This window comes from Endozoicomonas sp. ALD040, from assembly GCF_049275945.1.
Lineage (GTDB): Bacteria > Pseudomonadota > Gammaproteobacteria > Pseudomonadales > Endozoicomonadaceae > Endozoicomonas_A.
On the sequence record NZ_CP184829.1, the window covers coordinates 1,577,552 to 1,600,267 of the forward strand.

At 48.1% G+C, this 22,716-nt stretch carries 21 protein-coding genes; 13 read left to right on the forward strand and 8 right to left on the reverse strand.

Annotated elements, in window-relative coordinates:
- Nucleotides 1-303 (reverse strand): urease subunit gamma, encoded by a 303-nt coding sequence (locus ACOJUN_RS04920; RefSeq protein WP_422135553.1) that lies wholly within the window; start codon nucleotides 301-303, stop codon nucleotides 1-3.
- A 65-nt stretch (nucleotides 304-368) separates the two neighbouring features.
- Nucleotides 369-1,301: an urease accessory protein UreD gene (locus ACOJUN_RS04925; RefSeq protein ID WP_422135554.1), complete on the reverse strand. Its 933-nt coding sequence runs from the start codon at nucleotides 1,299-1,301 to the stop codon at nucleotides 369-371.
- A gap of 286 nt (nucleotides 1,302-1,587) precedes the next feature.
- Between ACOJUN_RS04925 and urtA the strand changes: the two genes are divergently transcribed.
- From urtA to urtE, 5 genes are all read left to right on the forward strand, one after another.
- A complete protein-coding gene (gene urtA, locus ACOJUN_RS04930) occupies nucleotides 1,588-2,895 on the forward strand; it encodes an urea ABC transporter substrate-binding protein (protein ID WP_422135555.1) in 1,308 nt (435 codons plus the stop codon).
- 245 nt (nucleotides 2,896-3,140) lie between these two features.
- A complete protein-coding gene (gene urtB / locus ACOJUN_RS04935) occupies nucleotides 3,141-4,766 on the forward strand; it encodes an urea ABC transporter permease subunit UrtB (protein WP_422135556.1) in 1,626 nt (541 codons plus the stop codon).
- 63 nt (nucleotides 4,767-4,829) lie between these two features.
- Nucleotides 4,830-5,978, forward strand: a complete 1,149-nt coding sequence (gene urtC, locus ACOJUN_RS04940) for an urea ABC transporter permease subunit UrtC (RefSeq protein WP_422137041.1) — start codon at nucleotides 4,830-4,832, stop codon at nucleotides 5,976-5,978.
- Nucleotides 5,971-6,801 carry an ABC transporter ATP-binding protein gene (locus ACOJUN_RS04945; protein ID WP_422135557.1) on the forward strand — a complete coding sequence of 277 codons (831 nt, stop codon included), beginning with the start codon at nucleotides 5,971-5,973 and terminating at the stop codon, nucleotides 6,799-6,801. Before urtC ends, ACOJUN_RS04945 begins: the two co-directional genes overlap by 8 nt.
- A gap of 37 nt (nucleotides 6,802-6,838) precedes the next feature.
- The gene (gene urtE, locus ACOJUN_RS04950) at nucleotides 6,839-7,534 is read left to right on the forward strand and encodes an urea ABC transporter ATP-binding subunit UrtE (RefSeq protein WP_422135558.1); all 696 of its coding nucleotides are present in this window, start codon (nucleotides 6,839-6,841) and stop codon (nucleotides 7,532-7,534) included.
- Nucleotides 7,535-7,594: 60 nt separating this feature from the next.
- On the opposite strand, the gene ACOJUN_RS04955 is transcribed toward urtE, so the two are convergent.
- The 3 genes from ACOJUN_RS04955 to mrcB all read right to left on the reverse strand — a co-directional run bounded on the left by ACOJUN_RS04955 (nucleotide 7,595) and on the right by mrcB (nucleotide 10,782).
- Entirely contained in the window at nucleotides 7,595-7,906 is a 312-nt protein-coding gene (locus ACOJUN_RS04955; protein WP_422135559.1) for a YqcC family protein, read from the reverse strand.
- Nucleotides 7,907-8,041: 135 nt separating this feature from the next.
- Nucleotides 8,042-8,344 (reverse strand): tetratricopeptide repeat protein, encoded by a 303-nt coding sequence (locus ACOJUN_RS04960; protein WP_422135560.1) that lies wholly within the window; start codon nucleotides 8,342-8,344, stop codon nucleotides 8,042-8,044.
- 92 nt (nucleotides 8,345-8,436) lie between these two features.
- Entirely contained in the window at nucleotides 8,437-10,782 is a 2,346-nt protein-coding gene (gene mrcB / locus ACOJUN_RS04965) for a penicillin-binding protein 1B (protein ID WP_422135561.1), read from the reverse strand.
- 215 nt (nucleotides 10,783-10,997) lie between these two features.
- On the opposite strand from mrcB, the gene ACOJUN_RS04970 reads away from it, so the two are divergent.
- Nucleotides 10,998-12,131, forward strand: coding sequence for an AAA family ATPase (locus ACOJUN_RS04970; protein WP_422135562.1), 1,134 nt, complete (start codon nucleotides 10,998-11,000; stop codon nucleotides 12,129-12,131).
- Nucleotides 12,132-12,283: 152 nt separating this feature from the next.
- The gene (locus tag ACOJUN_RS04975) at nucleotides 12,284-12,544 is read left to right on the forward strand and encodes a TfoX/Sxy family protein (RefSeq protein WP_422135563.1); all 261 of its coding nucleotides are present in this window, start codon (nucleotides 12,284-12,286) and stop codon (nucleotides 12,542-12,544) included.
- A 5-nt stretch (nucleotides 12,545-12,549) separates the two neighbouring features.
- Here the strand turns inward: ACOJUN_RS04975 and ACOJUN_RS04980 are convergent, their stop codons facing one another.
- Entirely contained in the window at nucleotides 12,550-13,308 is a 759-nt protein-coding gene (locus ACOJUN_RS04980; RefSeq protein ID WP_422135564.1) for a HesA/MoeB/ThiF family protein, read from the reverse strand.
- Nucleotides 13,309-13,334: 26 nt separating this feature from the next.
- The gene (gene gcvH / locus ACOJUN_RS04985; RefSeq protein WP_422135565.1) at nucleotides 13,335-13,727 is read right to left on the reverse strand and encodes a glycine cleavage system protein GcvH; all 393 of its coding nucleotides are present in this window, start codon (nucleotides 13,725-13,727) and stop codon (nucleotides 13,335-13,337) included.
- A 279-nt stretch (nucleotides 13,728-14,006) separates the two neighbouring features.
- On the opposite strand from gcvH, the gene ACOJUN_RS04990 reads away from it, so the two are divergent.
- Nucleotides 14,007-14,552 carry a DinB family protein gene (locus ACOJUN_RS04990; RefSeq protein WP_422135566.1) on the forward strand — a complete coding sequence of 182 codons (546 nt, stop codon included), beginning with the start codon at nucleotides 14,007-14,009 and terminating at the stop codon, nucleotides 14,550-14,552.
- A 106-nt stretch (nucleotides 14,553-14,658) separates the two neighbouring features.
- On the opposite strand, the gene ACOJUN_RS04995 is transcribed toward ACOJUN_RS04990, so the two are convergent.
- On the reverse strand, nucleotides 14,659-15,180 hold the full coding sequence (locus ACOJUN_RS04995) for a YHS domain-containing (seleno)protein (protein WP_422135567.1): 522 nt from the start codon (nucleotides 15,178-15,180) through the stop codon (nucleotides 14,659-14,661).
- 94 nt (nucleotides 15,181-15,274) lie between these two features.
- Here ACOJUN_RS04995 and ACOJUN_RS05000 point away from each other — a divergent pair, with 94 nt between their 5' ends.
- The 5 genes from ACOJUN_RS05000 to ACOJUN_RS05020 all read left to right on the forward strand — a co-directional run bounded on the left by ACOJUN_RS05000 (nucleotide 15,275) and on the right by ACOJUN_RS05020 (nucleotide 22,423).
- Entirely contained in the window at nucleotides 15,275-15,622 is a 348-nt protein-coding gene (locus ACOJUN_RS05000) for a hypothetical protein (RefSeq protein WP_422135568.1), read from the forward strand.
- A 38-nt stretch (nucleotides 15,623-15,660) separates the two neighbouring features.
- Nucleotides 15,661-17,046 (forward strand): S8 family peptidase, encoded by a 1,386-nt coding sequence (locus ACOJUN_RS05005; RefSeq protein WP_422135569.1) that lies wholly within the window; start codon nucleotides 15,661-15,663, stop codon nucleotides 17,044-17,046.
- Between the two features lie 186 nt (nucleotides 17,047-17,232).
- Nucleotides 17,233-19,329 (forward strand): TonB-dependent receptor plug domain-containing protein, encoded by a 2,097-nt coding sequence (locus ACOJUN_RS05010; protein ID WP_422135570.1) that lies wholly within the window; start codon nucleotides 17,233-17,235, stop codon nucleotides 19,327-19,329.
- A gap of 22 nt (nucleotides 19,330-19,351) precedes the next feature.
- Nucleotides 19,352-19,894, forward strand: a complete 543-nt coding sequence (locus tag ACOJUN_RS05015; RefSeq protein WP_422135571.1) for a YfiR family protein — start codon at nucleotides 19,352-19,354, stop codon at nucleotides 19,892-19,894.
- Nucleotides 19,895-19,972: 78 nt separating this feature from the next.
- Nucleotides 19,973-22,423, forward strand: coding sequence for an ATP-binding protein (locus ACOJUN_RS05020; RefSeq protein ID WP_422135572.1), 2,451 nt, complete (start codon nucleotides 19,973-19,975; stop codon nucleotides 22,421-22,423).
- Nucleotides 22,424-22,716 lie beyond the last annotated feature (293 nt).

Consider the following 22,716-nt stretch of genomic DNA (forward strand, 5'->3'; position numbering starts at 1 on the left):
CTACGCAATGGGATTGTGAACCGTCACCAGTTTGGTGCCGTCCGGAAAGGTGGCTTCTACCTGAACTTCATGAATCATCTCGGGAATGCCTTCCATGACATGGTCACGAGTCAGGATTTCACGCCCTTCATTCATCAGCTGAGCGACTGTCTTGCCGTCTCTGGCGCCCTCCATTATGTGCATCGAAATCAGCGCAATGGACTCCGGGTAATTCAGCTTTACTCCCCTGCCAAGGCGACGTTCTGCAACCAGTGCCGCTGTGTATAACAGCAATTTGTCTTTTTCTCTGGGGGTCAGCTCCATGAGAGCCCTCCAATTTATCCTTGTGGTCTTTTAATGCGCTATTGGTAGGTTATAGGCATCAACAATCAGGTATTCCAGATTCTGGGCTTACAACCTTTCCGGCCATTCAATTGGCCACGGAGCTCATTCCAAAGCCAGGTAAACAGTGTTCTGGCCTGTTCAGGTGAGCTGCCCAGATAGCGAGCAATAAAAACCCCGTTTCGCCAGGTAATGGCTGTACATTTAGAGCCTCCGCAGGCTTCCAGCCTTTCATGCAGATGATCACAACCGGGGTCTTGTTCAAAGGTCATGAGCAGTGTACCGAATACATGCTGGCCATTAAGACCAAGAAAGGACTGAGCAAGAGGTGAGCCCGCTGCCAGCTCCAGCCTTTCTCGATAAAGTGGCTGATCGTTACGAGTGAGGTGAAGATTCTGGATCACCCTGCCCTGCTCAAAGGCTTCGCCACTGGCTTTACGACCAAGACAAACGATATCCCAGCCTGCGTAGCAGCCATTGCCGTCCAACTCAATGGATGTATTCAGTTCCGCTTCTGCACCATTGAAAATAATAGTTTCCTGAGGCAACCATTCAAGACAGGCATTGTCTTGAACGACCATGGACGTCAGCTGTTTCTGAAGATGGCCATTACCATTAAAGTAGACTTTCCCTGCAGCAGGAGTAGTCACCAGTCCGGATGCACCAGAGTGGGCTTCAAAACTCTGAATCAGCTCATCACCGGCCACCAACCCTCCTGGCGGGTGAAGAATATAGAGATGCGCCAGGTCTTTACCTTCTGGCCAGAACGGACGTTGAATCCGCAGGGGACCATAATGGCGCGTGCGGCCCATGCGGGTATGGCCGTCCATGTATTTCAGCTCCACAGCAATTCCGGCACGCCAGCCGCTGTCTCCGGACGCAACGTCACCCTGATTGGAATCAGTATCCGGGTTGGATCGCGGGATAGAGTGTCGATTGAATGCCAGCCCCATACTTCTGCCCTTACTGTTAAAGGTCATCTCTGGCCTGCAAAAGATGTTCCATTTTATTTTTATACGACTGCTGACATTCTTGACCATAAAGTCAGCTTAAATGGCACCAAAAAAATACATAGGCACCATATTGGTGATCGAGGATGTTCTGAAATAAGGCATCTACTGTCAAGACGATATTAAGAAATTAACTCTAACTCAACTGTTAGAAGTGAGAGCTTTTCCTAATGAACGACAGTTACTTAATATATTGGCATGCACATTGCTGTCACACTGTCGCACATAAGGATAAAAAACAGGATTAATAAAAACTATGAAGAGCTCCCTCAAAAAACTCTCGAAGGGCCTGGTTGTAGCTTCTGCAGCAACCGCCGCCCTCTCTTTTTCGGTCATATCCCAGGCTGCAGAGACCATCAAGGTAGGTGTTTTACATTCTCTGTCAGGCACCATGGCGATCAGTGAAACCACATTAAAAGACACTGTTTTAATGATGGTGGACGAGCAGAATAAGAAAGGTGGACTACTGGGTAAGAAACTCGAAGCGGTTGTTGTTGATCCTGCCTCTGACTGGCCTCTGTTTGCAGAAAAAGCGCGTGAGCTGCTGGCAAAAGAAAAAGTCGATGTCATTTTTGGCGGCTGGACTTCCGTATCCAGAAAATCAGTTCTGCCAGTGGTTGAAGAGTTAAACGGCCTGATGTTCTACCCGGTTCAGTATGAGGGACAAGAGTCATCCAAAAACGTTTTCTACACCGGCGCAGCGCCTAACCAGCAGGCTATTCCTGCGGTTGATTATCTAATGAGTTCAGAGGGCGGCAGCGTCAAACGTTTTGTTCTGGCCGGTACTGATTACGTCTACCCGAGAACCACCAACAAGATTCTGGAATCCTACCTGAAGAGCAAGGGTATCAAAGAGTCGGACATCATGATCAATTACACGCCTTTTGGTCACTCTGACTGGCAGACCATTGTTTCTGATATCAAGAAGTTTGGTAAAGCTGGTAAAAAAACGGCGGTTATTTCCACCATTAATGGCGACGCCAACGTACCTTTCTATAAAGAACTGGCTAATCAGGGCATTGCGGCTGAACAGATTCCGGTGATTGCCTTCTCTGTTGGTGAAGAAGAGCTGTCAGGTATAGATACTGCACCTCTGGTAGGCCACCTGGCAGCCTGGAACTACTTTATGAGCGCCGAGAGTGATATCAACGATGAGTTCATCGAAACCTGGCAGACCTTTACCAAGAATGAAGAGCGTGTTGCCAATGATCCAATGGAAGCCACTTATATTGGCTTCAACATGTGGACAAAAGCCGTTGAAAAAGCAGGAACCACCAGCGTTGATGCCGTCCGTTCGGCCATGTATGGCATCACTGTTCCCAACCTGACGGGTGGTATTGCTGTGATGAACACCAACCATCACCTGACCAAACCGGTATTGATTGGCGAAATTCAGGACGATGGCCAGTTTGAAATTGTCTGGGAAACCAAAGGGGGCGTCATTGGTGATGCCTGGACTCAATATCTGCCCGAAAGCTCGAAAATTGTTGCTGACTGGTCAGCCCCGATCAAGTGCGGCAACTACAACCTGGAATCAGGTGTCTGCTCTGGTCAGAACTACTGATTAGTCGTCTTTTGTTGAAGTCATAGCAATCGTGCTCTCTAACTCCCGTAATGAGCATGGAGATTTGAGCCTTAAGACAAGGCGACGATCGCCAACGCAGGATTAAAGCCCAAATCTTCAGCGCAATAGGGAGTTAGAAAGTTCGATTGGTATCACATGGCATGAGAAGTTAGTTTTTTCATGCCATCACCAAACGCCTGTCCAATACAAGACAGGCCAACACATAGTTATTCACTGGAAATTTTATGACCTGGAGACTCTGGCAAGTATTGCCTTTAGTATGCCTCTGTCTTCTTTTTGTCTTTGTCTCATCCTCACATGCTCTGGCCAATAGCAACACCACAAGCAATGAAGAGCTGGCCAGACAATTGAGTGAGAAGTCATGGGACAAACTGGAGACCACCGTAACCCATCTCTCTGCCAAAGGTGATGATAAAAGCCAGAAACTGTTAACCCTCTGGTTATCTGGCCAACTGTTTATTGAAAAGAGCACGGGTCGTCTGGTCACGGGCAATAAGTCAGGTCGACTGTATCTCATTGCTGACCCGATTACCGATGAAGCCCTGGGTGAAGTCAAAAAGCGCAGCTTGAAAAAAATCAGAATCAATAACCGGCTGCGAAAATCCATCAGAACCGCTCTGGCTCTCTGGGACCTCAAGTCTGAAGACCCGGAAAAGCGCCTTCAGGCAGTTAAGGAAACATCCAGAAACCTTCAGGCTGACACATTGGCCATTCTCAAAACCATGCTGGAGAAGGAGTCCGATGAGGATGTTCATTCAGCTCTGACAACAGCGGTTGCCTTATATCAGATCCAACAGGGTAGTGATGAACTCAAGCTCCAAAGCCTTGAAATTCTGTCTGAGTCTGATGACCCTTTCGTTCGTTCAGTATTGGAATCAGCGAAAACAGAGACTAAGAACAAAGAAATTCTTCTGGGCATAGACACCGCACTGGCCGACATGGATCGAAGACAGGAATACTACTCCGCAATAGAAAGTGTTTTCTTTGGCTTGAGTCTGGGTTCGGTATTACTTCTGGCTGCCATTGGTCTGGCGATCACTTTTGGTGTTATGGGGGTTATCAACATGGCCCATGGCGAAATGATGATGCTTGGCGCTTATACGACTTTTGTCATTCAATCAGCTTTTCCATCATTCTTGGAACAATCTCTGTTTATTGCCATTCCTGCCGCCTTTGTTGTTGCTGGTACCGTCGGTATTTTGATTGAGCGACTGGTCATACGTCACCTTTATGGTCGCCCACTGGAAACGCTTCTAGCCACTTTTGGTATCAGTCTGATACTGCAACAGGCCGTAAGAACCGTCTTCTCTCCCCTGAACCAGGCAGTCTCAACACCGGAATGGTTAAGCGGCTCCTGGGTGATCAATGAAGCTTTATCTCTGACCTGGAACCGGGTCTACATCATTGGCTTCAGTCTGGCCGTCTTTCTGACTCTGTTGTTTATCCTGCGCTACACCCGATTTGGTTTGAATGTGCGGGCAGTTACCCAGAATCGCGCCATGGCCAACTCTATGGGTATTCCCACCCACCGTATTGACGCACTGACCTTTGGCCTTGGTTCCGGTATTGCCGGCGTTGCTGGTGTTGCCCTGTCCCAGTTAACCAATGTGGGTCCAAATCTCGGCCAGAACTACATCATCGACTCTTTCATGGTGGTGGTCTTTGGTGGTGTTGGAAATCTCTGGGGCACACTGGTGGCAGCCATGAGCCTGGGTGTCGTCAATAAGTTGCTGGAACCCTGGGCAGGTGCAGTCGTTGCCAAAATCCTGGTACTGATTTTCATTATTCTGTTTATTCAGAAAAGACCCAAAGGCCTGTTCGCCCTCAAGGGTCGTGCGGTGGAGGATTGATCCGTGAGTTCTGTAACATTGTCGTCAAAGAGCCATGAGCCAAAAAACAGCCATAGGCAAAAGATGCATGGAAAAGGTCCTCTTAGTCGTTTTCTTCTCGACGATCCAGCAGGCAAATGGCTTTTGATCGCGGTTTTTGTCATTAGCATCATGGTCTGTGGACTCAACCTTCTGGCACCTGAAGGCTCTGCCCTGCATGTCAGCAGTTATACCGTCACGCTGCTTGGAAAATATCTCTGTCTCGGCCTTCTGGCCCTGGCTCTCGATCTGGTCTGGGGTTATTGCGGCATCCTCAGTCTCGGCCATGGTGCCTTTTTTGCCCTCGGTGGCTATGCCATGGGGATGTACCTGATGCGTCAGATTGGTGACCGTGGTGTCTATGGCAATCCTGAGCTGCCGGACTTCATGGTGTTTTTAAGCTGGCAGGAACTGCCCTGGTACTGGCAGGGTTTTGATTCTTTCTTGTTTACTATTGTGATGGTGGCTGTGGTTCCCGGCATTCTCGCTTTCCTGTTTGGCTGGCTGGCATTCCGTTCCAGGGTCACCGGCGTCTATCTGTCCATCATTACTCAGGCACTGACTTATGCCCTGATGCTGATGTTCTTCCAGAATGATTTCGGTTTTGGTGGCAACAATGGCCTGACCGACTTTAAAGATATTCTGGGCTTCAGCCTGCAAAGTGATACAACCCGTGTCGCTCTGTTGATGTTTTCAGCGCTGGCCCTGGGACTGGGCTACCTGATTTGTCGATGGCTGGTGAATTCCCGTTACGGAAGAGTTCTGATGGCTGTCAGAGATGCCGAAAGCAGAACCCGCTTTATGGGTTATCGGGTTGAACATTACAAGCTGGTTGCTTTTGTGGTTTCTGCTGTGTTGGCCGGCATTGCAGGCGCACTTTATGTGCCACAGGTAGGCATTATTAATCCGGGTGAGTTCTCCCCCGTCAACTCTATTGAACTGGTGATCTGGGTGGCCGTTGGTGGCAGAGGAACACTCTATGGTGCAATCATAGGCGCACTGCTCGTTAATTATGCCAAAACCTGGTTTACCGGAGCGATGCCCGATGCCTGGCTGTTTGCACTGGGTGCACTGTTTGTCGTCACAACACTCTGGTTACCCAAGGGCGTTGTTGGTTTATTCAGTCAAGTTCGTGAAAAGTTTTTGAAACCATCAGCCCGGACTCGGGAACAGGAGGTAGCCGATCGTGGTTGATAAACATATATCGGATAACACTCTTCTCTATCTTGACAATGTGACAGTCAGCTTTGATGGCTTCAAAGCCCTGAACAGCCTGTCTTTTTTAATCAACCAGTGTGAACTCAGGGCCATCATTGGCCCTAATGGTGCCGGTAAAAGCACCATGATGGACGTCATCACTGGTAAAACCCGACCTGATAGCGGAGAGGTGCTGTTTAATAAAAACCGCTCAGGGCTGCTTAATAAGAGCCGCTCAAGGCTGCTTAACAAGAGCCGCTCAAGGCTTTCAAGAGGTTCTATCGATCTCACCCAACACGATGAAGCAGAAGTGGCCAATCTGGGAATTGGCCGAAAGTTTCAGAAACCTTCTGTCATCGAGAGCCTGACGGTCTGGGAAAATCTGGAGCTGGCTCTTAAAGGTCGTCGTTCACCTTTTGAGTCTATGTTCAAAGCTCTTTCTGCAGAGGGTCATAGAAAGATTGACAAAACACTCGGCAGAATCCGCCTTCAGGATCGCCGTGACTTTATTGGAGCATCCCTGTCTCACGGTCAGAAGCAGTGGCTTGAAATCGGTATGTTATTGCTTCAGGACCCCGAGCTTCTTCTGATTGATGAGCCTGCAGCCGGTATGACAGATGAAGAAACCTTCAGAACCGCTGACCTGCTTCGAGAATTGTCTGAAGAGCGAAGCGTCGTGGTCGTCGAGCATGACATGGCCTTTATCAAAGCGCTTGACTGTAAGGTTCTGGTACTCCACGAAGGCAGTGTCCTGGCAGAAGGGTCGCTGGATCATGTTCAGCAAGATCAAAAAGTCATCGACGTCTATCTGGGGAGATAGCCTGAGGCCAAAAAGCAGCGCTGTGCTGGAGAATAATATGCTTGAAGTTCAGAACATAGATGTTTTTTACGGTGCCAGTCAGGCACTGAAGTCTGTCTCCCTGACAGCGGATAAAGGTCAGGTCACCAGTATTATGGGTCGCAACGGTGTGGGTAAAACCACATTAATGAATACTGTTGCCGGGCGAGTTTCAGCCTCGTCCGGGCAGATACTCTGGAAGGGTCAGTCCATCAATAATCTGACTTCACACCAGCGGGCCCGTCAGGGAATTGCTTACGTACCCCAGGGTCGACAGATTTTCCCTCTGCTCACGGTTCAGGAAAATCTGGAAACAGGATTTGCCTGTCTGCCGCGTCCTCAGCGTAGAGTTGATCGGGAAATATACGACCTTTTTCCTGTCTTGCTGGAGATGAGACATCGTCGTGGAGGCGACCTCTCGGGTGGCCAACAACAGCAACTGGCTATTGCCCGGGCACTGGTCACCCAACCGGAGTTATTAATTCTTGATGAACCAACCGAAGGTATTCAGCCTTCCATCATCAAAGATATTCAATCCGTCATAGGAATGCTCAGGGACAGGGGAGAAATGGCCATACTGCTGGTAGAACAATACTTTGAATTTGCCCGGGATCTGGCAGATCAATATGCCGTACTGGATCGTGGTGAACTGGTACTGTCAGGAGCAGGCAGTGAGATGAATGAAAAGGAAGTCAGACGACTGATGACGGTGTAAAGTCCTTCAGATGAATACTGTCTGCCGCTTTGTCTGTATTCATCTGACCTGCGATCCAAGTCAATTCATCAAACAGTCAAACCGCTCCACCAGCACCAGTAAATGAGTGGCTTCTATTTTCTCCACCATCAGAGCTTCTTCTGCATAAGGCTTGATGTTCGAGCCTTTCGGCAAGTCAGCCCCCTGATCAAGAATGGCATGGACCCGGGGAATAAACAGCCATTGCAGCCACTGAGTAAATCCCATGGTATCCATACAAAAAGGCGTTGTACTGGCCAGCGCCTGAGCTGAAGGTGGCGAAGCCTGCCAGCAGTCCAGTCTTTTTAACTCTGCTTCAAGAGCTATCAATAGTTCTCTTACTTCTGTACTCATCAACTGTCTTTTACCATGAAAACCCAAACCGTATTTTACTATGAAAATTGATTGACATCCTCTCCGCTCCAAAGAGGGTTATGCAACGGTGGATTCAAACGATAAGTGCACGCGACTTCCCTGAATACGTTCGCTTTAATCGAGTGAAGTCAGAAAGCTACTAATCTGTCGTCTAAGACCTGATTCCGGCCCCAGACTCAGAGCTCTGTCTGCCAGCTCTCGGGCCTGACCATAATGTCCCTGTTTTTTCCTGAGTTGCGCCAACAGGAAATACACCGATGGATCGGTTGGACTGATTCTCATGGCTCTGGACAGGGAACTTTCAGCAGTGTTCAGATCATTTTCCGCCATGGCACTCGATGCCTGATCCAGCAGAATACCAACAGCATCCGTTCGACTCCCATGAGGAGAAGTAGTTTCTACATCTGAGGGTGGCATATACGTCACCTGACTTATACCAGCACACCCTGTTAAGATTACTGCAAAGAGCAGAGGTATTAATCGTTTCACTTTTGTCTCGCTACAGGCATTCACTCAAACCATGATTTTATAGAATCAAACAGAGTCTTGGCGGGCTCAATCACGGTTCGACCGCAACCCTGATAATCCTCAGGCTCTGAACCCTTAATGTAAGGGACTTTTACCGCTCCCTCACAGCGCTTCCCTGTTCTTACATTTTCTGCTGGTTTTGTCCAGACGTACTCAATCTGTTCACTGTTCAAAGGCTGCACCGACTTGATTGGCACCTGTTGCATAAGACGTGTCCAGACTCTGAGAGCACCGCTACTGCCAGTCAGGTTGGTCGGACTGTTGTCGTCATTCCCCAACCAGGCCACTGCCAACAGATTTCCAGTAAAGCCGGCAAACCAACTGTCTCTCAGGTCATTGGTGGTGCCACTCTTTCCTGCTAACTGAATATCCTGACTGATACTCCAGTATGCACGACGCCCGGTACCTTCTCTCATGACCTGACCCATGGCATGTCGCAAAAGCTCCATAGGAGCAGAGTCGAAAGCTCTCTCAACCGAGAGACTGTAGCGCCTCAGGGGTTGACCACGGGCATCCACTACCGCATCAATGGCCCGCAATGGCATCCTGAAGCCGCCACTGGCGATGGTCTGGTACATGGAGGCAACATCCATAAGGGAAAGGGATGCGGCTCCCAACATGACGGAGGGATAGGGTGGCAGGTTTTTCTCAATCCCCAAACGCTCAATAGTGTTCAGAACATTATTCAGACCCAGAGCCATACCGGTCTGGATTGCCGCCTGATTGTAAGACCTGCTCAGTGCCTCTTGCAAAGGCACTATGCCTCTGGACTTGCTATCGTAATTGGCAGGCTTCCAGAGTCCGCCCTGTCCGTCATCTACCTGGATAGGAGAATCATTGACAGGTGTCGTTAACGTATAGCGCGAAGGCTGCTCCAGCCCCGTCAGATAGATTGCTGGCTTAAGCAATGAGCCTACAGGGCGCCGTGCATCCAGAGCCCGGTTAAAACCGACATAACCCGGATTTTTGTCGCCTACTACCGCCAGAAGATCGCCGGTCTGAGCGGAGGTCACCACCATGGCTCCCTGCAGATCAGGATTATCTTTTTCAAGTTGATCCACAGTATCAGTCATACTTGCCTGGGCAAAACGCTGGATAATGGGGTCCATATTGGTAAAAATTCTGAGGCCTTCCGAAGTAAGATCACGTTCGTCGTAATCTTCCCTGAGCTGTTTTTTCACCATATCAATGTACGCGGGATAAGCACTGGTATTAAGCTGTTCACGGGTCACAACGCCCAAAGGCAGTTTTTTGGATCGTTCAGCTTCAGAGCGAGACACAACGCCTTCATCTGCCATCACATCGAGTACCAGATTTCTGCGCTTCTTTGCTCTTCCGGGAAAACGTCTTGGATCGTAATAGGAGGGACCTTTAACCAGCCCCACCAGCAGAGCAACACGGGCAGTGCTCAGCTCCTGAATGGGCTGAGCAAAGTAGAAATGACTGGCCAGACCAAAGCCGTGGATAGCCCGCCGACCGTGCTGCCCCAGATATACTTCATTAAGATAGGTTTCCAGAATGTCATCTTTAGAATAATGAAAGTCCAGTAGCACCGACATGATCGCTTCATTGATTTTTCGGGTCAGGGTTCGTTCATTGCTCAAATAAAAGTTTTTGACCAGCTGCTGAGTCAGTGTGCTCCCACCCTGTATGACCCCTCCTGCTCTCAGATTGACCAGAAATGCTCTGGCTATCGAGCTCGGTGAAATCCCCCAGTGGTCATAAAAATTCTTGTCTTCTATCGCTAACAAGGCTTTGGTCAGATGCTTTGGTGCCTGGGATTCTCGGATAAGAATGCGATCCTCAAAGGTTGAGGGATAAATGCCTCCTATCAGTTGAGGGTCCAATCTTAGCAATGGAATATTTTCGGCGGCTTTTCCTCTAAGACTGACGACTTCATTACCAGAAAATACGACACTGGCATAACGGGAAGGTTCAGCACCATCCGGGAAATGAAAACCCCTGCTGTAAATAGTGAAACGATTCCCGGAGCGGGCAAAGGTACCGGGTCGCCTGACATCTCTGACGGCCTGATAACCCTGGCGGCGAAGTTGAGCCTGCAGCTCATTCGGGTTGAGGAGCTGTCCCTCATAAAGCTCCAGAGGGCGAGAATACACCTGGGCAGGAATCGCCCATTTCTTGCCTTCAAACTTTTGAGTAACAACAGCGTCCAGATAAACCGAATAGGCAGCAAGCAAAATCAGGCCGACTACTCCCAGCTTTACCAGAACCGGAAACCAGCGCCTGAGCCCCCCTGCATTCTGGGCTTTCTTCTTTCGTCCTGACGACTGCTTGCCTCGGGACGGTGTTTTTTTCTTTGTGACCATGGTGCGAGATTATACGCCATAGCTTTCCGCAATAGCTCTATGGTTTGCCGTGTTTTTATCTCGGATTACTTTCCCACGGCGCAATCAGTAAAAAGTATTGCTTCCAGTTATGATGTTTACCACAACCCCTGCGTTTAATTTTCCTTTATTGAGGCTTTAGTCAAGCCCTCTGTCTATACTCAGTGACCATTCCGAATCTATCGAATGTTATAGCGATGCCCCCATTTCTAAAGGAGAACTGGCTGGACGCCCTCAGCTTATCGGGACAATTAACTCTCGAACCTTTGCTGGATATGGCCGTGCAACTGGCTTATTTTCATCAGGAAATTGAAGTCATTACCACCCATCAGCACCCTGGCTCTGAAGAGCACGTCTGGTTTCCGGTAGCTCAAAACTTCGATCAGATAAGACCTTTGCTGGATCAGGAAGAAGATATTGCGCAGCTTGCCAGAGTGGAAAAGTGGTCCTCGGACCGCTATCAAGCATTGCGGCCCCTGATTCGAGAACGGGAGGGCGGCACCGACTCCATGGCTGATCTTGGCTTCCTCTGTGTGAATATGGATGCCAGAGGGCTCTCTGAGTTAACTTTTTTTGTCGTTAATAAATATATGGATATCAGCGGGGACTTTCGGGGCCTGGGTTTATTAAGTTTTTACAGGGTCTACCAAGCGCTGGTTCAAGCCAGGATCGTCTTGCTCCGATCGTATGATGATCTTAACGATGAACTGACATCACAAGCGCTTGCTGAATATCGCCTGTATGCCAATTTGGCTGAAAGCTATTGCCAGACTAAAAAACCATTTCTTGCCATTATGCAGGGACTATCGGGTTCCGGAAAAACATCAGCAGGTCGGGAACTGGTGAAACACGCCAACTGCATCATGCTGAGAACAGATATCGAGCGGAAAAGATTATTTGGTCTCAAGCCTGAAGCATCGAGCCATGAAGCCGGGCTGAGTATTTATACACAGGACGCCACCCAAAAAACTTATTTGACCATTCAGGAAGCCGCTCGCTCTCTGTTGAATCAGGGTATTTCTGTTGTTATTGATGGCGCTTCTCTCAAATTTCAGGAAAGGGCGTTATGTTGCCAGCCTGCCATCGAACTTCAATACCCTTATTTTATTGTCAAATGTATGGCACCCGACGATGTTCTTAAACGCCGAATTATTAAACGTCAATTCAACAACACCGACGCTTCCGAGGCGACCTTGGGTCTGATCAAACAGCAGCGTCAGTGGGAGGAACCGCTCTCGGATCAGGAAAAAGAGCACACTATAGTACTCAATACAACCTGTAAGCATTGGCGTGAAAAACTGCTCACTGACCTGTCGATTCAATTGAATTGAATTGATCTATTTTTCCCTCTTCGGCTGCCGTTTTCTGAGCAGCCTCAAAGACTCGTCTATCATTAAACTCATTAAAAGAAATTTCCCTCTGACTTTCAGAAAAATATCAAGCACACCCTCCATGGACGCTTGGGACGATTTGGAAAACCGGTATGGCAACTGACCTGATCGAATTAAAAAATCTTGGTAAAACTTCAGTGCAGTGGCTTAACGCTGTGGGTATTCGAACTCTTGAACAGCTTCATGAAGTAGGCGCCGTGGCAGCCTACTGCAAAGTCAGAGACAGAGGCTTTAAAGTATCAAAAGTACTGCTTTATGCAATGGAAGGTGCTTTAATCGGGGCCCACTGGAATGAACTGGACAATGAGCACAAAAAACGTCTGCTCAGTGAAGTGAAAAACTATCAGGGCTGAAACTCTCAGCCCTTCTTCTCTCCCTGGCCACACACCGGACAATCCGGATCGGCAATCAGCTGAAGGCTTTGCCATTCCATACTGGCAGCATCAAACATCAACAGTCTGCCATTCAATGTCTTACCCGCTCCTGTTAGAAGCTTGACCGCCTCCAGTGCCTGCATGGTACCGATCGTTCCCACTACAGGTCCCAGAATGCCTGATTCCGAACAGCTGAGTTCTTGAGCTACTTTTTCTGGGTAAAGGCAACGATAACAAGGTGCATTTTCCTGCCAGCGATCAAATACCGTTAACTGGCCATTAAGGCGAATAGCTGCACCCGTGACCAGTGGCACTCCCAAACGAACGCTGCAACGATTCACCATGAATCGGCTGTCAAAGTTATCAGTAGCATCAAGAACCAGATCGCTGTTCTCCAGCAGACTCAGTAATTCCTGCTCTGTAAGCTTTTTGGGAATGAGGTCTAGTTCAACACCCGGGTTCATGGCGCTGATTCTTGCCGCCGCTGCATGCACTTTAAATTGTCCGATATCATCGGTAGAGAAGGCAATTTGTCTTTGCAGGTTGGTGGCATCCACCACATCCGGGTCAATAAGAGTCAGTCTTCCGATTCCGGCTGCTGCAAGATACATGGCTGCCGGACAGCCCAACCCGCCAATACCAACAATCACTATATGGGCGTTGAGCAGGCGCTCCTGCCCCTCAATATCGATCTGAGGCAAAAGTATTTGTCGGCTGTAGCGCAGCAGCTGATCATCATTCATTTTGAAACGTCAAACCCGGCCCTGTATCAGGCCTCGGACTCTACGAATTCTGAGTAGGCTTCAGCGTCTAACAGTTCGCTCAGCTGACCTTCGTCGGTGATCTTGACCTTGAAGAACCAACCTTCATCGTAGGGTGCGCCGTTCACTGTTTCAGGTGCCTCTTCCAGCGCTTCGTTAATGGCAATAACTTCACCAGAGATGGGTGCATAGAGGTCAGAAGCGGCTTTTACGGACTCAACCACACCCGCTTCATCTTCAGCAGCCAGAATAGACCCCACTTCTGGCAGCTCAACGAACACAACATCACCCAGAGCTTCCTGGGCGTGATCGGTAATACCGACAGTGGCAGTACCGTCTTCTTCGATTCGGATCCACTCGTGGGAACGTACATAACGCAGTTCGGATGGAATGCTGCTCATCGAAAACTCCTCTGGTCACTTAACAATTTGATTCTTTTCAGCGGCTACCAGTCGCAAGGCCGGCCACTGACTGACGGCAACGCACAATTATCTGGAAGGTAGTCGAAAAGGCTGTAGTTTTTATCAAGGTAGGCATTCTAACCAGAAACTATGGCTTCGCCAATGTTTCATTCAAGACGAACACATTGTGTTGACATGACTCATGTTTAGAACCTATACAAAGAACCTGACACTATGACAGACTAACCAAATCTGCGATAAAAATAATCTGGAATCATCATGACACTGACCGATGCCCGCCAGTTTAATATCAACACGCTCTCTGAGCTGGAGTCAGTGCTCCTCCATCTCTCCGTAGAGCAATATAAAAAGAGCACATCTCTATCGTCGAGTTCAGTAGGTACCCATGTCAGGCACATTATTGAGTTCTATCATTGCTTTTTCAAAGGGCTCGATTACGGTGCTATTGATTATGACAATCGTCCCCGGAATCAATTGCTGGAAGAGTCAATAGAACAGGCCATGGACTACCTGAAAAATCTCCACATCCTGCTCGGTAGCCAGGATATGTCACATTATCCCGAAACCGTGTCAGTGGTGGCTGTCACGAACTCGGGAAGTCCCATTGAAACCAGCAGCAGCATTATAAGAGAGCTGCTCTTTCTGCAGAATCATACCACCCATCATCTCGCCTTGATCGCCCTGATACTGACGCAGGAGGGGGTCAGCCTGCCCGTCAATTTTGGTGTAGCTACCTCCACCAGACAGCATCGAGCCCGCACTGAAGAATCCACCAAAGCAATGACTGATTCACAACACCCGTAGGGCAGATGACAATTCAGTGAACAGAATGTGAAGACACTGTGACGATATGCATTTGAGAAATGAGCGAGATACCAGGACCTCGCTGTTGAATCATGCGCTGCCTGGATTAATGAGCCATCATTGTTGGCCAGTTCGTATCACCCAGCTTGATAAAGCCCGGTATATCCTTCAGCCACTTTCCCTGAATGTCTGCGTCATAATTCAGATACAACTTATTATCCACAATTTTCCAATAATTCGGATCACCCGGTGCTCTTTGCTTTTTCTCGGCGACAGCCCAGGCACAGTAACCGCCGTATTGAGGCCGATATTTATCGGGCGATTTCCTGAAAATCTTCAGGTGTTTTTCTGAGGAAAAGTACCACTCTACCCCCATGTACTTGTATTTGAACCGGGCGTTGCCCTTAACGGCTTTTGCTTCCGTAAAGTAAGCTACCGTATCGTAACCACTGACGGCTTTATTACTGAACCAGCCGGTATAAATGTTCTTGTCAGCAATGGCATTGCAACTGAACAGTAACATCAGGGCTAATACAGCCATGAGCAAAAAATGCCGTTCACACCAGGCTATAAAAATAGCTTCAGGATTAGAAACAGTGGCATTTTCATAATAAGCAGTGCGGATCATCCTCGCCTCCCTGCGGACAATGACTCCGTATCCGGATATTGCCTGAAAAGCTTCCGCTCATGCTTCCATTGTTGATACAACACCAGGAAGAAAGTTGAGCGAAATCGCTGGCACCGATTCAGCCATCCCAGTCGAAAGAGTAGATACTGATAAAAAGAACTCGATAGACTTCTCTGAGAGAACTTCTGCAATCCCAGATAAAGGCTGCTTTTCTGCTGGCACCGTTCAGTTAAATTATATAGTAATTTTTGCCATTTATTGGAGAATTTATATCTCTAAATCGAATATCTATGGAGCTACAAAAATAGTCGGCGAACCTTCAGCCACTTTATCAACGGCCTCTCCAAGCTCAGTAGAAATTAATGAAGATAACTACAGAGCGGCTGACACTTCTTTTGAAGATACTGTGTCGTGCTGTTTATCTTCAACCATACTGATTTGAACCACGCCAATAATAACCAGAGGTAAGGATATCTCGCCATGAAAGCAAGGATTGCTTTAATACTGACTTTTCTCGGATTCACTCCCCTGATGGCCTCGAGCCAGGAAATAGAAAACGCGACAGCTCCCCGTCAGGTTACCGACCGAATCATTGTTAAATATCACCCCAAACCCACCGAAGGCAATGCCATGGCATTCATCAAGCAGGGAGTCAGTTATGGCTCCTTTGGTGTTGCTGCGGGTAAGCAGAAAGACATTCTTGAGATTGGCAGCAGCCTGAACATTAATGAGGTCCAGGCACTGGCAGAGGGTCTGGAAGACGATCCTCAGATTGCCTTCGCTGAACCAGACTACATTATGCAAATCATGCGCGTGCCCAATGATTCACGCTACAACGAGCAATGGCATTATTTTGAATCCACAGCAGGCATTAATCTGCCCGCCGCCTGGAATACGACAACAGGTGCGAATGTTGTTGTGGGCGTTATAGATACTGGCATCGTCTATCACAAGGACCTGGATGGCAATGTAGTGTCAGGCCATGATTTCATATCACAGGCGTGGATGGCCAATGACGGTGGCGGCCGTGACACTAATGCCACTGATTCAGGCGATGCTGTCACTTCAGCCGGAGCCTGTGGCTATGCCAATGGAGAACCGGTGCCATCGTCTCCCACCGAGAGCAGCTGGCATGGAACCCACGTCTCCGGCACCATTGCGGCAGAATCAAACAACAGCACTGGCGTGGCGGGTGTTGCCTGGAATGCCAAAATCATGCCTCTGCGCGCCCTGGGCCGATGCGGCGGTTACACCTCAGATATTATTGATGCCATGCGCTGGGCAGCCGGACTGGATGTTTACGGCATGACTCGTAATAACAACCCGGTAAAAGTCCTTAATATGAGTCTGGGTGGTTATTCCTACGGCTGCCCCCGCAGTTATCAAAATGCCATCAATGAAGTGGTCAATGCCGGGGTGACCGTCGTTGTCGCAGCGGGTAATGAAAACACCAACGCCGCTTATGTCACGCCAGCCAACTGTCAAAATGTGATTACAGTGGGTGCTATTAATCGCAGCGGCAACCGCAGCTGGTATTCAAACTTTGGCAGTCATGTGGATATTTCAGCACCTGGTGGAGAGACTCGCTATTACGGAAACGGTATCCTTTCTACAGCCAATGCGGGTGCCACTTCGGCTACCCGGGATAATTACGAGTATTATCAGGGTACCAGCATGGCCACCCCCCATGTTGCCGGAGTCGCAGCGCTCATCTACTCAGTCAACCCCAGTATCACACCGGCCAGAGTGGAAGAAATCATTAAACTCAATGCTCGTCCTTTTTCTGGTGGCACCTGTAATACCCGTCGTTGTGGCGCAGGTATCCTGAATGCCGGTGCTGCTGTACTGGATGCCAGAGACGAATAAATGGCCAATTGCAGGCCCTGTCGGGCCTGTACCCTTTATCCCTTAGAAAGCACCTTTGTCTGCCCAATGTGTAGAATCCGGCTTTTCCAATTCAAATTTCTACAGGTCAGCTAGGGTTTAAAGAAGACCTTTTTTTTGAATCTTCAACTTCAGCAGTGTTGGGATTTAAATCCACGGAGCGGAACCTTGAACACTAAATTTCTACCCACACTGCTGGCCTCATGTATTTTCGCAGGCAGTCAGGCTATCGCCGAATCACAGGAAGACGAGGATCTTTTTGAACTCAGCCTTGAAGAGCTGATTTCCATGGAGATTCCAGATGTCACGTCGGTATCCCGAAAAAAGCAGCGTCTGATGGATTCCGCTGCCGCTATCTATGTCATCACCAATGAAGACCTTCGTCGCAGCGGCGTCACTTCCATTCCAGAAGCCCTGAGAATGGTGCCGGGCATGCAGGTGGCAAAACTGAACGCCAATACCTGGTCAATCAGTACCCGCGGATTTAACTACATCTTCGCCAACAAACTGCTGGTTCTGATTGATGGCAGAACCGTTTACTCGCCGCTGTTTTCTGGAGTGAACTGGGATGTTCAGGACACTATGATGGAAGACATCGACCGGATCGAGGTTATCCGGGGACCCGGTGCAGCTCTCTGGGGAGCCAATGCCGTCAACGGTGTCATTAACGTCATTACCAAGAAAGCAGCAGACACCCAGGGGAACCTGATTTCAGCCGGCGCAGGCACTCAGGAAAAGACCTTCGGAGCCTATCGTCATGGTGGCGAGTTTGGGGAAACCGGTTTCTACCGTGTTTATGCGAAAGCCTTCGAACGAGATGGTCAGGTTGATGCTGAAGGTAAAGATACCTCTGATGACTGGAATATGCGCAGAGCCGGTTTCAAATCAGAGTGGAAAACAACCTCTGACTCAGAGATGACAGTTCAGGGAGACCTTTACGAGGGAACCACCCGACCTCCCTTGCGCCTGTTAGACCAATCTCAGGCACTCTTCCCTCAACTGACTAACGGATTTATTGTTGAGGGGCTCAGTCGGGATCAACGTGGTGGAAATCTGGGCGCTTATTGGAAAAGAACTCTGAGTGAAACTCATGATTTCTCCTTCAGAGCGATCTACGATAACTACCAGAACTTTGATTACCGGATTGCTGAAAAACGTGACACGGTTGATTTTGAGTTTCAGCACTACTATCAGTTCTGGGGCAAGCACGATCTGGTCTGGGGACTCGGCTACAGAACCACCTGGTACGAGGTAGAAAACACCCCCTATATGTTTCTGCTTGAAGGCAAAGACTCGAAAAAAACAGAGTTATTCAGTGCCTTTATCCAGGATGACATCACGCTCAATGACCAGTGGACCTTCACCCTCAGCTCACGTTTCGAGCACAACAGTTTCACAGGCTATGAGGTTCAGCCTAACGCTCGGTTAACCTGGAAGCCCACTGAAAACAGGACTTTCTGGACGGCTCTGTCTCAGGCGGTAAAAACCCCCTCCATCAGTGAGACCGCATTACAGACTGACGGTATTACGATTGATGATACCAGTCCTGTTAAATACGTGATTCCGATCAAAGGTAATCCAGACCTGAAGTCAGAAAAACTGACCGCTCTGGAAGTAGGTTACCGTGAACAATTTAGTAATAGCTTTCGTCTCGATATTACTGCGTTTTACAATCAGTACGAAGATATCATTGCCTATGTTGATATTAATCAGTGCCCCAACGGTAGCTCTACCTTTCCACTCCTTTCACTGCAAAACCTGTGCTCCAACACTGATCCTTCCCTCGGCTTCTTCGAAATCCCGGCCACTCTCATCAATGGACTTGATGTAAGAACCTACGGAATGGAAGTTGTAGCGGACTGGCAGGCAAAAGACTGGTGGAAACTTCAGTTTAATTACAGCTGGCTCCAGGTCGATGCATGGCCAAATAAGGAAAGAACCAGCATCCTGAGAGTCAATGAAGTAATTGTCGAAGATCTGAGCGCCTCCCACACAGCAAACATTCGATCCACGATGAACCTGCCTAATCAGTGGTATTTTGATTTCTGGGTCCGCTACATGGACAACTTGAAGAATGCCAATATCGGCGCCAACACATCGCTGGATATGCGAGTCGCGAAAAAGTTTGGGGATGGTCTTGAGTTCTCAATTGTGGGACAGAATCTCTTCAGGAATCACCACCGGGAGTTCTACGAACCACTAAGTGGTATGGCACCAACAGAAACCCGGGAATCATGGTACGCCCAGATTCGCTGGCAATTTTAATCGGATGAAGGAGGATAACTTCATGCCGATGCCAATCAACATGATCAAATCAAACATAAGACTGCTGTTGATAACGGCCAGTTTGTCGGGGATGTTCTTTAGCACTGCAGTCAAAGCTGGCACACCAGAAGACAGGGTCAAAACAGCCATTGTTTATAAAATCACCAAATTCGTAAGCTGGCCAAAGAAAAAACAAAGCCTCACTCTCTGTATTATTGGAGAAGGTTCGATTAATAGTGAGTTGGTCAAAATCAACCGCAAAAACAGTATGGGCAGACGCCTTTCTGTTACCCGAAAAGATTTGAATGCGCCTGTGGATAAGCTGTGCGATATTCTGTATATCCACAGCATTGACCAGGCTTCCTCTTCAAAAATGACCCGTAGTCTTAATGGCAAGCCTATTCTAACCATCAGTGACGGTCGTTCATTTGCCGAGCAGGGTGGATTAATTGGTTTGGCTCGGAAGGGAAAGAAGATCAACTTCACCATCAACAAATCCTCTGTGGATAAATCGGGTCTGAAGATCAGCTCTCAACTAAAAAGTCTGGCCAAAGTCATTGAGTAAAAAAGCCAAACGAAAAAAATTAATCACTCGTTTTCATCCCATTCGGGATGAAAACCTTTTTCAGTCAAACAATCAGTCATGGTGACGTTCAGAAATCTGCCTATCAAGCGAAAACTGCGTTATGCCATGCTCATCACGGCGTATGCGGTTCTTCTGGTAACTTTGTCCATTCAAAGTATCAGCGATCTGATCAAGTCCCGGGCCTCTCTGGTTGACCATATAGAAACTCTGGCAGAAGTGGTAGGTTCCAATGCTCATGCCGCTCTGGTTTTTAAGGATGAAAACTCTGCCAAAAAACTGTTAAACGGTTTTGGCAGCGCTCCCCATGTTCAGTCCGCTTTTCTTTTAAATGCTGACGGTGAAGAGATTGCTGCCTATCATCGTTCCAATCAAAGTCCCTGGGCCTTCTCAATAAAAGAGCCTGAACGTCCGGTTACTCTTTTCACCAGTACCCGTCTGCACTTGTACCGCCCCATTGTTCTCGATCAACAATTGATTGGCGCTATCTACATTCAGGGTGATCTGTCACCTCTGTATATAGAACTGACTGAAAATCTTTTTTTAGCCTTGTTAGCCGCCCTGATCTCTATCATTCTGACCTCGATGCTTGCCTCAAAACTGCAGAGATTACTGGCTAAACCCATTACTGAGCTAGCCAACACCATCTCCCAGATGACCAAAAACGAGCAGTATGATCATCAGGTTCAAAAATTTGATAACGATGAGATTGGTCAGCTGTACGACTGCTTCAACGAAATGCTGATGCAGATAAAAGAACGGGACAAGAGACTGCAACAACATCGCGAAAATCTCGAAGCTTCTGTTGCCGAAAGAACCAGAGAGTTACACAGTGCCAACCGTGAACTTAAAGATAATATTTCTGAACTGCATGAAGCCAAGGAAGCAGCCCTTGAAGCAGCCAAGGCTAAAAGCGCTTTTCTCGCCAATATGAGTCATGAAATCCGCACGCCTATGAATGGCGTTCTGGGTATGCTGGAGTTGTTAAAAGATACACACCTTAATCCAGCACAGCAGGACTTTCTGGAGACTGCCTATAACTCCGCAGATGTGTTGCTGCTGATCATTAACAACATCCTCGACTTTTCCAAAATTGAAGCAGGAAAGATGGATATTGAATCCATTAACATGAACCCTGCAGAGATCGCTGAGGATATCTGTGCCCTTCTGGCAGGAGAAGCCAGAGAAAAAGGTCTGGATTTAAGCTGTTATACCGATGTAGATCTACCTGCTATTTTGCAGGGAGATCCGGTACGACTGAGACAGGTACTCACCAATCTTGTGGGTAATGCTGTCAAGTTTACTGAAGAAGGTGAGGTGATTGTCCGACTGAATATGTTGGAAGCCAGGGAAAACCGGGTCAAAGTGGAATTTTCAGTAAAAGACACCGGTATTGGTATCGCACCCGATGTACTGACCAATCTGTTCTCAGCCTTTACCCAGGCTGACGGAAGCACCACCCGCAAGTTTGGTGGAACAGGTCTGGGGCTCACTATATCCAGACAGTTATTGGAGCTGATGGGCAGTGACGTCGAAGTATCCAGTGCCTTGAACCTGGGCTCCACGTTCTCATTTGTTCTGGATCTGAATGTATCTGACTCTCAGACACTCGAGCCTGAAAATATCAGTCATGCTCCGGAAGACTACACAGAAGTGACTGTCGAGGATAATGCCTTCAGTCATCACATCCGAATTCTTCTGGTTGAGGACAACCAGGTTAACCAGAAAGTCGCTGTCAGTATGCTTAAAAAAATTGGATTAAATCAAACTGACATTGCAGCAGATGGCAATGAAGCAGTCAGTATGAGCCATAATCAGGCATATGATCTGATACTCATGGACTGCCAGATGCCGGAAATGAGCGGCTATGAAGCCACCGGTCTGATAAGAAAGCGAGAAAGTCTTCATAACCTGCCACGCACTCCCATTATTGCCATGACGGCCAATGCTATGCAGGGAGACAGAGAGAAATGTCTGGCATCCGGCATGGACGATTATCTGAGCAAGCCCATTAAGACCGATACCCTCAAAGAGAAACTGAGCCAATGGCTGATTAATGATCTTGATGACAATGATTTCGAATCAGATATTAAACCTGTTTCCAAAAAGATAGAAACAGAAGACAGCCTTGAGCGAGAAGATAGCCTTGAGCCAGAAGACAGCCTTGAAACAGAAGATCAAGACCCGATTCTGGATATGGCCACCCTGAATACCCTGAAAGACATCATGGAAGAGGAATTTGACACCCTTGTTGAAAGCTATCTTGAAGACGCCCCATCACTGTTGAAAGACATTCAAAATGCTTCAAAAGAAGCAGACTTACAGATTATGATTCGAGCGGCTCACACCTTAAAATCCAGTAGTAATAACTTTGGTGCATCCTTGTTGGCTGGTATTGCACTGGAAATCGAAAAAATGGGTAAAGATAATAAGCTATCCGATGCCATTCACTTAATCCCTGAACTCGAAGAGGCTTTGATTAAAACCACTGAGGCACTTAAATCACTCTGAGCCATAGTCAATTTTTCCGGAATCGACTGCCAGTTGGCGCTACGCGCCATACTCGGCGCACCAAAGAAAAAAACCTCGCATGCGAGGTTAATGAATTCCGGGCTGACTCCGTGTGAGCATCCTGCTCATTATTTTGCGTCCCTGCATCTACATTCCATGTAGATTAATGGCCCAGTACTTTAATCATAGACAATTACCCAAGAATGCAAAATCAGCTGAAATAAAGAATAGCGTTATGGGTCTTTCAATTGATTTACAAACTTGAATTAATATGAAAAAGCCTTTCAACACCC

Bases quoted from the DNA above. Each gene is read 5' to 3' on its own strand.
- ACOJUN_RS04980 (WP_422135564.1), bottom strand. From the start codon at position 13,308: ATGAATGATGATCAGCTGCTGCGCTACAGCCGACAAATACTTTTGCCT.
- mrcB (WP_422135561.1), bottom strand. From the start codon at position 10,782: ATGGTCACAAAGAAAAAAACACCGTCCCGAGGCAAGCAGTCGTCAGGA.
- urtA (WP_422135555.1), top strand. From the start codon at position 1,588: ATGAAGAGCTCCCTCAAAAAACTCTCGAAGGGCCTGGTTGTAGCTTCT.
- ACOJUN_RS04970 (WP_422135562.1), top strand. From the start codon at position 10,998: ATGCCCCCATTTCTAAAGGAGAACTGGCTGGACGCCCTCAGCTTATCG.
- gcvH (WP_422135565.1), bottom strand. From the start codon at position 13,727: ATGAGCAGCATTCCATCCGAACTGCGTTATGTACGTTCCCACGAGTGG.
- ACOJUN_RS04995 (WP_422135567.1), bottom strand. From the start codon at position 15,180: ATGATCCGCACTGCTTATTATGAAAATGCCACTGTTTCTAATCCTGAA.
- ACOJUN_RS05020 (WP_422135572.1), top strand. From the start codon at position 19,973: ATGGTGACGTTCAGAAATCTGCCTATCAAGCGAAAACTGCGTTATGCC.
- ACOJUN_RS04925 (WP_422135554.1), bottom strand. From the start codon at position 1,301: ATGACCTTTAACAGTAAGGGCAGAAGTATGGGGCTGGCATTCAATCGA.
- ACOJUN_RS04975 (WP_422135563.1), top strand. From the start codon at position 12,284: ATGGCAACTGACCTGATCGAATTAAAAAATCTTGGTAAAACTTCAGTG.
- urtC (WP_422137041.1), top strand. From the start codon at position 4,830: ATGCATGGAAAAGGTCCTCTTAGTCGTTTTCTTCTCGACGATCCAGCA.
- ACOJUN_RS04960 (WP_422135560.1), bottom strand. From the start codon at position 8,344: ATGCCACCCTCAGATGTAGAAACTACTTCTCCTCATGGGAGTCGAACG.
- ACOJUN_RS04955 (WP_422135559.1), bottom strand. From the start codon at position 7,906: ATGAGTACAGAAGTAAGAGAACTATTGATAGCTCTTGAAGCAGAGTTA.
- ACOJUN_RS04990 (WP_422135566.1), top strand. From the start codon at position 14,007: ATGACACTGACCGATGCCCGCCAGTTTAATATCAACACGCTCTCTGAG.
- urtB (WP_422135556.1), top strand. From the start codon at position 3,141: ATGACCTGGAGACTCTGGCAAGTATTGCCTTTAGTATGCCTCTGTCTT.
- ACOJUN_RS05005 (WP_422135569.1), top strand. From the start codon at position 15,661: ATGAAAGCAAGGATTGCTTTAATACTGACTTTTCTCGGATTCACTCCC.
- ACOJUN_RS05015 (WP_422135571.1), top strand. From the start codon at position 19,352: ATGCCGATGCCAATCAACATGATCAAATCAAACATAAGACTGCTGTTG.
- ACOJUN_RS04920 (WP_422135553.1), bottom strand. From the start codon at position 303: ATGGAGCTGACCCCCAGAGAAAAAGACAAATTGCTGTTATACACAGCG.
- urtE (WP_422135558.1), top strand. From the start codon at position 6,839: ATGCTTGAAGTTCAGAACATAGATGTTTTTTACGGTGCCAGTCAGGCA.